8 protein-coding genes are annotated in these 12471 nt (G+C 55.9%); 3 read left to right on the forward strand and 5 right to left on the reverse strand.

From position 1 onward, the window contains the following. The first annotated feature begins 63 nt into the window (after positions 1-63). Positions 64-903 (forward strand): aldo/keto reductase, encoded by an 840-nt coding sequence (locus tag FQ179_RS13885; protein ID WP_149397912.1) that lies wholly within the window; start codon positions 64-66, stop codon positions 901-903. A gap of 153 nt (positions 904-1056) precedes the next feature. Here the strand turns inward: FQ179_RS13885 and FQ179_RS13890 are convergent, their stop codons facing one another. From FQ179_RS13890 to FQ179_RS13900, 3 genes are all read right to left on the reverse strand, one after another. Further along, positions 1057-2508: an MFS transporter gene (locus FQ179_RS13890; protein WP_149397913.1), complete on the reverse strand. Its 1452-nt coding sequence runs from the start codon at positions 2506-2508 to the stop codon at positions 1057-1059. A 292-nt stretch (positions 2509-2800) separates the two neighbouring features. Then, complete coding sequence (locus tag FQ179_RS13895; RefSeq protein ID WP_149397914.1) at positions 2801-3013, reverse strand: SlyX family protein; 213 nt, start codon at positions 3011-3013, stop codon at positions 2801-2803. Positions 3014-3078: 65 nt separating this feature from the next. Then, complete coding sequence (locus FQ179_RS13900; RefSeq protein ID WP_149397915.1) at positions 3079-5892, reverse strand: aconitate hydratase; 2814 nt, start codon at positions 5890-5892, stop codon at positions 3079-3081. Between the two features lie 416 nt (positions 5893-6308). Between FQ179_RS13900 and FQ179_RS13905 the strand changes: the two genes are divergently transcribed. Further along, positions 6309-6908 (forward strand): FmdE family protein, encoded by a 600-nt coding sequence (locus tag FQ179_RS13905; RefSeq protein ID WP_149397916.1) that lies wholly within the window; start codon positions 6309-6311, stop codon positions 6906-6908. A 149-nt stretch (positions 6909-7057) separates the two neighbouring features. Here FQ179_RS13905 and FQ179_RS13910 read toward each other — a convergent pair whose 3' ends face one another. Further along, positions 7058-9169, reverse strand: coding sequence for a TonB-dependent receptor domain-containing protein (locus FQ179_RS13910; RefSeq protein ID WP_149397917.1), 2112 nt, complete (start codon positions 9167-9169; stop codon positions 7058-7060). A gap of 369 nt (positions 9170-9538) precedes the next feature. Between FQ179_RS13910 and FQ179_RS13915 the strand changes: the two genes are divergently transcribed. Beyond that, positions 9539-11887 carry an ATP-binding protein gene (locus tag FQ179_RS13915; RefSeq protein WP_149397918.1) on the forward strand — a complete coding sequence of 783 codons (2349 nt, stop codon included), beginning with the start codon at positions 9539-9541 and terminating at the stop codon, positions 11885-11887. Between the two features lie 3 nt (positions 11888-11890). On the opposite strand, the gene FQ179_RS13920 is transcribed toward FQ179_RS13915, so the two are convergent. After that, positions 11891-12424 carry an acyloxyacyl hydrolase gene (locus tag FQ179_RS13920; RefSeq protein ID WP_149397919.1) on the reverse strand — a complete coding sequence of 178 codons (534 nt, stop codon included), beginning with the start codon at positions 12422-12424 and terminating at the stop codon, positions 11891-11893. Positions 12425-12471: the final 47 nt, after the last annotated feature.

The following is a 12471-nucleotide window of genomic DNA, read 5'->3' on the forward strand; positions in this document are numbered from 1 at the left end:
ATTGCGGCCTGACACAGCCCCGTGTCCACCTGCCGCACTCACGTGTATCAGCAAGGAGGAAAAATGTCAGTGCATCCAAACATTATCGAATTCCATGACGGCCGCAGCGCTCCGCAACTTGGGTTCGGAACATGGCAGATCGATGACGACAAGGTCACTTCCGTAGTACAGACCGCCATCGAGGCCGGATACCGCTCCATCGACACTGCGGCCATCTACGGCAATGAAGTCGGCGTAGGCAAGGGTATATCACAGTCGGGGGTTGCACGTGATGAACTCTTCATCGCGACCAAGCTCTGGAATGATCGCCACGGCCATGACATCTCGCGAGCAGCTTTCCAGGAAAGCCTGGAAAAGCTTGGCCTTGACTATGTCGACTTGTACCTTATCCACTGGCCTGTTCCAAAAAACGACCTTTATGTACAAGCCTGGGAGGCCATGATCTCACTGCGCGATGAAGGCCTGGCCAAATCTATCGGCGTGTGCAACTTTAATATTCCGCACCTGGAGCGCCTGCTGGACGAAACGGGTGTGTTACCCGTGGTCAACCAGATCGAGTTGCACCCCAACTTTCAGCAGGCCGCTCTGCGTGAGTTTCATGCAGAACATGACATCATCACCGAGGCGTGGAGCCCATTGGGCCGAGGCAGGCTGTGGGAAGATGCCACCCTAAAGCAGATCGCAAGCAAGCATAAGCGCACTGCCGCTCAGGTTTTGCTGCGCTGGCATCTGCAGCTTGGCAATATGGTGATCCCAAAGTCAGTAACGCCCAGCCGTATTGTTGAAAACTTGCAGTGCTTCGATTTTGCTCTGGACGACCAAGATATGGCAGCCATCGCAAGCCTGGATAAGGCCGACGGGCGCAGCGGCCCCGACCCAGACCTGTTCCGTTTGCCTAAATAGCACGGTCACTACAAGGTTGGTGCAACCAGGTCGGCCCTCTTGTCTGACCTGGCTGCCTGCTGCGGCGGGCAGCAATATAGCAGTGGTCCATATAACGCTTATGCCACCAGATCAGATCTCTTACCCAACAACCCGGCGATCCGCCTCGCCGGATTAAGGCGAGGTAGCTGTCTTGCCGCTGGGTGTGGCACCACGCCGGTCTGCCACAGCGCGAGCACCACCCGTCATAAAGATAGCCAGGCCAGGCGCGCAGGCGAATACGGCAAACAGCGCCAACGCCGCGTGTTGTGTACCAGAAACGCCACCCGGGCTGGTTAAGCCGGCCGCATTGGCCACCATGCCAGCCAGGGCCGCACCCATTGCCATGGCGTAAAGCTGCAAGGTGGTAATACCTGCCGACGCAATGTTCTCCTGCCCTTTCGGAGCAGATCGAAATACCCGTGTTAACAGATTGGGCCAGCATATGCCCACCCCCAACCCAACACCGAACAGCGGAAGCATCAGTATATTGACCAGGCCCGACCCACCCTCTGACAGTACTCCAAGCGGCATCAGAACTGCCAGCAAAGCCAGCGAGAGCGCCGAAACAACCGGCCCCATTCTGATCAGCATATTGACAACCCGTGTCGACCTGCCTGAACTTACGAAGGAGCCGGCAGTCCACCCTGCAGACAGCAGGGCCATCCAGTAGTCCGCGACCAATGGCGTTTTCCCGTGAATAATTTGGAGAAAGTAGGGAATATATACTTCGGTCGTTACCCCCATGCTTAATAACGCAATGCAGGCATAAAGACTGGCCAGCGCGGTACCAGACGCATACGTGCCCCGGGGCAGCAATGGGATGGCGGCCCGTTTGTCTAATCTTGCAATCCACAGGGTCAGTAATACACCGGCAGCCACCCCGGCAGAATTCCAGGCCAGGCTTTCTGGCACGCTTGCAATCGACACCACCAACACCGACAAGGCCAGCAGCATAATGCGTCTGAAAGGTGCCTGTGCACGTTGCATCTCTGTGCGCGAACGCGGTTGCAGTTGTGTATGCACCAACACGGCAAGCAAGCCTGCTATGGGCAGCACGGCCCAGAACGCCAGCCGCCAATGCCCTGTTTGCGCAAATATACCGCCTATGGCCGGCCCGGCGAGCGTTGCTACACCCCACATGCTGGAAACCAACACCATGGCGCGCGACCACAGGCGTTCCTCAAACACCAGACGCACGGCAGAATAACTCAAGCCCAATAACAGCCCGCCTCCCAAGCCTTGCGCTGTACGCCCTGCAAGCAGCCAGGGCATGGTCGGTGCCATAGCACAAACAATAGTGCCAAGAGAAAAAGCAAAAATTGCAAAAAGAAAGGCGTGCCTGAGCCCCATGGAATCCATGGTTTTGGGCGAGAGTGCTGAGCCGATGATGGAGGCGACCACAAACAGCGTCATGTTCCATGCGTAATAGGCCAGACCGCCGATATCTTCAACCACAGACGGCAGAATCGTGGTGACGATATACACGTTTACGGCGTGTACAGCCACACCACCAGCCAGGGCGAGGGAGCGTAGGCCGTTACGGCCCTGCAGCAGCTCGCTCCAGGACGACTCATAATGCTTCAATTATTTTCTCCTGCGTGCTCGCGAATGTAGCCCGAAGATGCTGCGCGCTTGTCCGATAATGACCCGGACCCGAACCGGGGCCCACTAGTGTATGCGACGGGCAATACCCCAGCATGCAGTAACACGCCAGCTGGCAGCGATACGCCTTGAACACGCGGCAGCATGCAGCAATACGCTATGCACACGCGGCAACGCACTCAGCCCATGGCACACCACTGGCGCCAAGAAAAACAGGCCCGTAAAGCGGGCCTGTTACACCGGCGAACCGGCTACGTAAAAGCAAACCTTAGGCTCAGTAATGAGGAGGACGCTCTTCGGTGTAGGGCTCAGGCCCGTCACTGTCGGCAGCCATCTGGCCCAGACGCTTGGCAAGGCTTGTGCACAGCGCACGCAGTTCGGCAATTTGCCGTTGCTGCGCGTAAACCTGTCGATTCAGCTCGTGCACCAGGTCTTCCTGCTGCGTCAGCTTAATTTCAATTTCTATGAGACGATCCTGATCTGACACAGCACACCCAAAATAGTGAAATAAACTGCCGCCTGCAAGGGCGGCAGTACAGCATGGTCGACTGCCTACTGCAGCAGATTACGCAAGGCAAATTGCATAATACCGCCGTGTCGGTAGTACTCTGCCTCGGTCGGGGTGTCGATACGTACGACTGCATCAAAAGCCACGCTACCAGCCAGTACACGCACGGTTGCCGGGATGCCACCTTGGTTTAGCCCGGTAATGCCCGTAATGGTGAATACCTCTTCACCCGTAAGCCCCAATGTCTCGGCATTTTGTCCTTCGGGAAACTGCAGTGGCAACACACCCATACCCAGCAAGTTAGACCTGTGAATACGCTCGTACGATTCAGCAATAACCGCGCGCACGCCTAGCAATACCGTGCCTTTGGCCGCCCAATCTCGCGAAGACCCCGAGCCGTATTCTTTGCCCGCCAGAATCACCAGCGGGATGCCCGCTTCAATGTAATTGCGCGAGGCGTCAAAAATGGTCGTGACCGGACCGCCACCCTGGGTAAAGTCGCGGGTGAACCCGCCTTCGGTACCTGGAGCCAGCTGGTTGCGCAGGCGAACGTTGGCAAACGTGCCGCGTATCATCACCTCATGGTTGCCCCGCCGTGATCCATACGAGTTGAAATCTTTAGGCGCCACGCCATGCTCGGTAAGATAAGCAGCTGCAGGTGAGGTTTTGGAGATGGAACCCGCCGGGCTGATATGGTCGGTAGTTACCGAATCGCCCAGCAGGGCCAGTACGCGCGCACCTGAAATATCACCAACCGGTGCAGGGTCGCGTGGCATATCGACAAAATACGGCGGTTTACGCACGTAAGTAGACGCCTCGTCCCATTCAAAAATATTGCCTTCGGGCGTAGGCAAACCTTGCCAGCGCTCGTCACCCGCAAATACATCGGCATAGCCTTTTTTGTACATGTCAGAGGCAATGGAGTTTTCAACAACGGCGGCAACTTCGGCTGCCGAAGGCCAGATGTCTTTAAGAAAGACCGGCTTGCCGTCTTTGCCAGTGCCCAGCGGCTGCTTGAACAGGTCGATGTTCATGGTGCCGGCCAGAGCATAGGCGACGACCAGCGGCGGCGACATCAGGTAGTTCATTTTAACTTCGGCGTGAATACGGCCTTCGAAGTTACGATTGCCCGACAGCACCGACACCACAGACAGGTCATGGCCAGTAACAGCCTGGCTTACCTCGGGAATGAGCGGGCCAGAGTTGCCAATACATGTGGTACAGCCATAGCCCACCAGGTTGAAGCCCAGCGCTTCCAGATAGGGGGTAAGGCCGGCCTTGTTGTAGTAGTCTGTGACCACTCTGGACCCAGGTGCCAGACTGGTCTTGACCCAAGGCTTGCGGCTCAGGCCACGCTCAACGGCATTTTTGGCCAGTAGCGCCGCAGCAATCATGACTGTCGGGTTAGAAGTATTGGTACACGAAGTAATGGCGGCAATAACCACAGCACCATGATCAATTTTGCATGCCGTGCCATCAGCGAGCGTAATGGCAACAGGGTCGGAGATTTGCGCATCCGGACCTGTGTCGTCGCTTACATGATTGGTAGGTTCTTCGGAGCGTACCTCCCACTTGCTTTGCGAAGGAGGATCAGAGGCCGGGAAAGACTCAAACACACCCTTGTCGTAGCCCTGGGGTTTTTGCTTGGGCAAGCCTACCAGAGCAGCCAGCGCACCCCGGAAGGCCTCTTGAGACTTGGACAGGGCAATACGGTCTTGCGGCCGTTTGGGGCCAGCGATAGACGGTTGCACTGTCGACAGGTCAAGCTCAAGTGTTTCAGAATAGCTGGGCTCGTGCTCAGGGTCGTGCCACATGCCCTGCTCTTTGGCATAGGCCTCGACCAGTGCAATCTGGTCTTCGCTGCGGCCTGTGAGCCTCATGTAGTCAAGCGTAACCTGGTCTATGGGGAAAATAGAGATTGTGGAGCCATACTCGGGGCTCATATTGCCAATCGTGGCGCGGTTGGCCAGTGGCACTGCAGCAACACCCGGGCCGTAGAACTCAACAAACTTGCCCACCACGCCATGTTTGCGCAACATTTCGGTAATAGTCAGCACCAGGTCGGTGGCGGTAGACCCTTCAGGGAGCGAGCCCGTAAGTTTGAACCCCACAACACGCGGTATAAGCATGGAGATGGGCTGCCCCAGCATGCCTGCTTCGGCCTCGATGCCGCCAACACCCCAGGCCACAACGCCCAGACCGTTGACCATGGGGGTATGTGAGTCAGTGCCCACACAGGTATCTGGGTATGCGATCAACTCGCCATCGGTTTCGCGCGTGAATACGACTCTGGACAGATGCTCAAGGTTAACCTGATGGACAATGCCTGTGCCGGGAGGCACAACTTTGAAATCATCAAAGGCGCTCTGGCCCCAGCGCAAGAACTGATAACGTTCGATGTTGCGCTGGTATTCAATTTCTACGTTTTGATCAAAGGCGGAGGCGGTACCAAACGCGTCAACAATGACCGAGTGGTCGATAACCAGCTCAACAGGTGCCAACGGGTTGATGAGGGATGGATCCCCACCCAGATCTTGCATGGCCTCGCGCATGGCGGCGAGGTCGACCACAGCAGGTACGCCGGTAAAGTCTTGCAGCACAACGCGCGCAGGGGTAAAAGCAATCTCGCGATTAGGCTGTGAAGATGGATCCCATTGTGCAAGCGCACGAACATCGTCGGCAGACACCGAACCTTGGCCTTCATTGCGCAACAGGTTCTCTAACAGCACCTTAAGCCCGTATGGCAGCTTGGACACATCAAGGCCCTGATCGCGAAGCGCGTCGAGCTTGTAGATTTGATATTTTTTACCGCCGACATCCAGCGACCCTCGGGCCCCGAAACTGTTGGGATTATTCATTGCTTTTCTCCTGCGGAAATGAATCTGCCCCGTACCGCAACCGCTGGTTCAGCGAAGCGGAAACGCTTGCAGCATGAATGACAAAGCAAGGTCGGTTACCGTTCAGGGACTGTAATGCGGCACCCTAACCCTGGCACAGTACTGTGTGCTGCAGGCCCATATCGGCGCGCCGAACATGGTCATCATGTTACACGCTTTGCCGGGTGTTCTGCCAGCATGCTTGCTTTTTGCATCGCCACTCGGGCGTCATGGTTAAGCGATCGCCTGCTCACTGTAACCACTACAATCAGCCGTAGCCTCTCACCTTACGCCGATACGCTTTACCCTGCCTGTCGCACCTCGTGTCTGGCGTCATGCAGCGACACACGCAGACAAAGTACGACGTACACAGGACGCATTATTTTCAGGATTCTGTCATGAGCTTTCCCGCATTTTTCGACACCGCTCCCACCATCACGCTTCGCGATCCGCTGGCCGACCTGCTCGGCGCATCGCGCAATGGCATCATCGAATACAGCTATGGAGACATCGTAAAGCTGGCCGGCCACTCGTGTCCGACTGTGGCGGGGGCTTATCTCATGACGCGCAATGCGCTAAAAAAGCTGTATGGTGATGATCTGCCAGAACGTGGCGACATTAAGGTAGAGTTTCAGGACGACCAAACCAATGGCGTAACAGGCGTTATCGCCAATGTCATCAGCATGATCACCGGTGCCACCATTGACACAGGTTTCAAAGGCTTAGGCGGAAAATACGACCGGCGCGGTCTGCTGTTTTTCAATGTAGACATACCCGGCGAGATACGCTACACGCGGCTCGATACCGGCGCGGCCATTACCACCAGTTACCACGCAAGCATTGTGCCGCCCAGTCCCGAGCTTATGCCGGCATTACGCACGATTATTGCAGGACAAGGCGATAGCGTTCGCAATGAAGAGTTTGGCCAGGCCTGGCAGGAACGGGTTCGAAAAATACTCGAAAACGCCGACAACCCGGCACTGGTCACATACGCTTGAGCACCTGCGAATTGCGGACAAAACCGGGTGAAGCCCCTCGTCCGGCGACCGGAGTGCTTCTTACACAAGGAGCACTCATTACTATAGAAAATGAACGGCCAGGCCGAACTCCTCCAGCAGAGCGCAAGCTTGCGTTTAAAGATACATGTTCAAAACCCCATCTGCAGCGATAAAAAAACAGCGCGCTGCTGGCCCGGCGTAAAGTAGCGCTTATCACCCATCTTGCGGGCGTCAAGCACATATTCAGTCATGGCAGCATAACGTTTGCCCGTCAGATTGCGACCATCAAGCGCCACACGGTACTTTCCGTCAGGTGCCTCATAACCCATAGTGAAATTAACAACGCCATATCCCGGTGCCTTCACGCTGTTCGCCTGATCCACATACCACCCTGATGCTGTTTCTATCCCTGGCCCCGCATAAAACCCGGAGGGGTGTCGGTACAACATAGTGAGCTGCGCCATATGAGGTGGCACGCCCGGAATCGCATTGTTGCCATAGACGGCATCATCGTAAAACCGGAAACGACTCCATGTGTAGGCTAACCGCCAATCCAGATAGCCAGGCAGCCCGGTCGGGCGCCAACGCCCGTGGATACCGAGTTCAAGCCCCATATGTCGTGTCGCTCTGGCGTTGTGCGCACGCGCCGGCAGATAGGGGTTCCCGGCATCAGCCGCCAGCAAAATCTCGTCACGCACCCATGAATGATAGGCAGCCAGCTCCCAGCCCAGATCATCACTTCCTCCACGTGTGCCCAGTTCTGCCGTCGTGGCGCGCTGCGCTTTCAGCAAGCCCTCAAACGTATAGAAATTGAGGCTGTTGGGCGGCTCATAACTACGGCTCACATTGGCAAAAACCTGAGCATCGCTCGCTACATCCCACACAATTCCCAACCTGGGGCTGAGCCCCGAATAGCGTGCCGTTGCGCTACCGTCAGGAAAATAGGCAGCAGCCAGTGGCGCGACATGATTGTCAGTACGTCGCCAGACCCTGGTGGCCTGCGCCCCTACGATCAATGCCAGATCGGGCCGAGCCCAATATGTGTTCTCGGCAAAGAGCTCCAGATTGGCGCGCTTCGCGTCCAGCGTAGCCAGATTTGCGCTCAGCGGGAACGGCAGAGGGGCCAGATAGTCTGGCCACGTGGCAGCGTCATGACTACGCCCTCTGCCAAGGTTGCCGCCCCAAACAAACTGGTTATCCCGTCCGCCCGGACGACGGTTGATCTCATGGCGCCATGATACGCCGTAATCTGTCGCATCATAGTGGCTCACATAGCCCGTCCCAGGCGAGACAAACTTCGTACCTGTGTGAAAAGCGCCCAGCGACAAATGGTCATCGCCGCCAAGGTCTAGTTCATGAACATATGCGGTATGCCAGCGCGGATGCGTGCGTATGCGTGAATCGGCCACGACATAGTCTGCATTGGCTTGCGACGGATCATTCTGCAACTGCGACCGCGTAAGCGGCCCCGGCATCTCGACCTTGTAGAACTCGCGGGTCATGTGCAGACGCCCTCGCGAAGTCGGGCTGAAACGGTAGCCCACGTTTCCATAAAAACGGGATAGGGTCTGCGCGGAATGCTCGCGCGCGCCATTTGAGTGAAAGGTGCTGGCTGAGGCGTAAAAATCAAGGCCATTGTCAAAAACCTCCCCAATGGTCGCCGCACCTTTGGCGTAACCATGAGTGCCACCATCCACACGCAGGGTTACGCCTGGACGCGAATAACCTGTAGGAGATACCAGATTGATGGCACCGCCTAGCGTGGCGACCCCCAATCCCATAGCGTTGGCGCCGCGAAACACCTCCATGTAATCTGCCCCTGCCGGGTCAGCGTAAATAGAATCGCCCAAATCATCTAGCCTTCCCAGGGGCAAGCCATCACGTAAAAGCCGCAGGCCACGCACGCCTCCCGAAGAAAGACCCGAGCCGCGTATCGATACACGAGCGCTTTCTTGGCCTGAGCCACTGGGCGCGCGCACCCCTGGCACGCCCCACAGCGCATCCGAAAGACTTGTTACCGTACGCTCGCTATAGTCCTCGCCGTCGATAACCGAGACATTGCCCGGCACAGAGCGCAACGCCTCTCGTACATCGTCAACCCTGATGGCTTTCGACATACGTTCAGGCGTGATCACGATTATGTCGAGTTGTGACGCCCTCTCAGACCCCGTTTCTGCCTGCGCACCGGACACAATAAGTTGGCTGGCCACCACCCAGATGCAGAGCATGCCAAAGCCTGCAGGCCATTGCTTCATAAACATTGGAATCACTATCTTGTAATTGATAATTACCTGCACTGTGGCGTAATGCAACCGCAACGTCTGCGTGCCTGCGTCGTCGGAGTGCCCCAGCACCAGCTAAAAACCCAGAAATCTGCCGTAACAAAGTGACCAGGGACTTGTTCCTTGTTGAATCTGTTAAAGACTACTATCGCAGCATGTCGGGTTACCTGAACAAAGCCTGAATCGATGCATCGCAATCACCTTGAATTTGATGCAAAATAACACTGATTGACACATTATTACAGCAATACCCGTAAAATTGGCAATAACCCCACCTTCCGTAGGCGCAGCCATAGCCCCCACCCCTGCGCTTACAGCCGATAACAGTGACAGGAGAGGCCAAAAGCCATGATGCGGTTATTACTGACACGGCCACTGCTGTGCCTACTGCTTTGCCTCTGGGCCATCGCCCAGGCCTCAGCTGCCGGTCCGCAAGGGGTTCTGCACATCACTGACCCAAACTTCAAGCCAATAGCGCTCGAATACAACGCTTTGGTGTACGAAGATGCTTCAGCAGAAATGGGTTTTGATGACATCCGGCAGCTGCCAGTCGGGGCCAGCAAGGGCTTTGTACCCATGCAGGGCAATGCCAGCCGTGCGCGTTATTCGCGCTCGGCCTGGTGGCTCAAACTGACCCTCGTCAACAACACCAGCGAAACGCTGCCCTTGCGTTTCGCCAGCGACACGTCAAGTATTACTTATCTGGATTTCTTCCAAAGCATGACCGGCAACAGTTGGTCGCATACACATTCGGGCGAAGCTGTGCCCTTATCAGAGCAACCTCTCGGCGTTTTCCGGCGCGAGGCATTCCCAGTGGTACTGATGCCCGGCCAGCAAACCACTATTTTTGTCCGTATCCAGAGCGACAAGGCCCTAATGCTCGCACCGCGGCTTTATTCAGAAAAAAGTTTTACGGCGCATGAAGCCAGCCTGTCATTGTGGAATGGTCTACTTATAGGAGGCCTTCTGGCCCTGACCGTCGGCGCCTTGCATGTCACCGTGTTTTCACGCAGCCGGGCATTTGCCTGGCTAACAGCACTCTCGCTGGTGATCGCTCTGTACGAAATGAGCGGTCGTGGCTATTCAAAGCTGTTTCTATGGCCTGAAAGTACCGACTGGGCTGTGCGCGCCACACCTGTGTTTGGTTATGCATCGCTGGCGATGTTTCTGATTTTTGTAATGAGCGGAGCGCGATTGCTCCAGATAAAACTATCAGGCAAAGCGTGGCTCGTTGCGCTGGTAACCTTAGAATTGGGCCTGGCGGCGCTGGCGGCAACGGGCCAAGTGCATATCTCAGTGCGGCTCGGGTACTTCGTCATGGTGGCGCACGCTATCATAACCATTGTCATTGCGGTCGTGCTGATCAAGCGTTCGGCACCTGCGGGACGGATCATGCTGATGATCACTTTGTTCTTTACATTGCAAACCGCGCTTCGTTTTTCAGGAGATGCCAGCTTTCTGCCCGAATGGGTCACCGTGCTGAACATGAGAGACTCTACCAGCAATCCTGTGACTGGCCTGCTTGGTCTTTACATTAACCTGGCTTTTCTGGCCGCCTGGATCGTCATCGTCGCCAAGCAACGCCGTCGGGCCGAGCGGGCGTTGCTGGAGCACCAGACACAGGCGAAAAATCGCCTGCAGACAGAGGTGGAACGACAGACGGAAGCGTTAAACTCTGCGCTGCAATATGCCAATGAAAAAAATCAGCAGAAAACTGAGACGTTAAGCTACATAGGCCATGATCTGCGGGCGCCGCTGGCGACCATCGCCGGGTACGCCCAATTGCTGGATATCGACAAAAAGCCTTCGCAAGCGCAGTACATTCGCGCCATTGAGCGCAGCGCACAATACCAGCTCACACTGATCGACGAACTGCTCGATTACGCAAAAAATGAGCTGCACCCTCTCAATCTCAACCCCGAACCCACATCACTCACCTGCCTGCTGGAAGATGTCACCAACTATATGGCCGCGCTGAGTGCCCAGCACAACAATACTTTCGCCTGCACCGCCACCAGCCCAATTCCGGCACAGATTGTCATTGACCAGCGCAGACTTCTGCAGGTGCTGTTAAACCTGGTGTCAAACGCAGCAAAATTCACCCAGCATGGCCATATTGCCCTTAATCTGAGTGCTGTCGACAATGGGCGCAAACACTGGACCCTCACATTCTCAGTCAGCGACTCTGGAATAGGTATCGCCTCAGAGCAACAGACAACCATTTTTTCGGCATTCACCCAGGAAAGATCCAGCTACGGCGGGCTTGGGCTGGGGCTGTTCATTGCCCAACGCATTGTCGAGAACATGGGCGGGACGATATCACTGGACAGTGCCCTTGGCCTCGGAAGTACGTTCAGCTTTAGCATTAAGACGCTTGCTACCGGGGACGCCGTAGCATGGTCGCAATCCATGCCGTCCGCCGCCAACGTCATCACCAAAAACACGGCAACCACTGAGCATCTCATGTCAACGCCATTGCCACCCGCTTACGAACGCATGACGCTTGCCAAACTTGCACGCGATGGCCAGCTTACTGAAATTGAAGAGTGGCTAATGAATATGCATGCAGCGCTACCCGATTGCGCGCCTTTTTTTCATCGCATTCAGGACCTGTTGGCTACGCTCGACCTCGAGAAGATTGAGTCACTAGCACTGGCGCCAACTGCACACCAAGCTCGAAGCGAAGACGCGGTTTAACGCTTAATAGCGATAAGTGTATTGCAGTTGAACAACCTGAAGCCCAGGGTTGGGCTTTTTGATATTGGCATTGGAAAAATGCGAGAGTCGCACCCCCAGGCTGCTGGCACTGGACAGCATGACACCTGCACCAACATGACTGCCAAACTGAAGAGCAGTGCTTAACGTTTTATCAGCAAACCGCGTGCGCGAGAAGAGCGTGGGGCCACTGCCGACCTCAAGGTAAAAGCGGTCTTGCAGCGTCCAGCGCAGCATTGGAATTGCATTTAATTGCCAGACACTAGACGGCGAACGTGCGCCATCAGCATGCCAGTATGCTGCACCCATCTCACCGACCAAATCCAGCCGGCCCCAGTTTCCAGAGAACCGGTGCGTCCATACAGACGGCGACACCCATGCAAGCTCATAACGCTGATAATTGTTGTTTAAGCCGGCCCTCAGGCTCACGCTGCTGGTTTCGGCCCAAGCAGACGCCGCACAGCCAAGCACCAGCACCGCAACCGCAAGCTGCGCATAAATTATTGCTGTTTTTTTCATGATGAGTGCCTAGTGGGCGGATGACCCTGAAAGTACTGTGAACAAGG

Origin of the sequence: Pusillimonas sp. ANT_WB101, from assembly GCF_008369125.1 — a bacterium.
Lineage (GTDB): Bacteria > Pseudomonadota > Gammaproteobacteria > Burkholderiales > Burkholderiaceae_B > Allopusillimonas.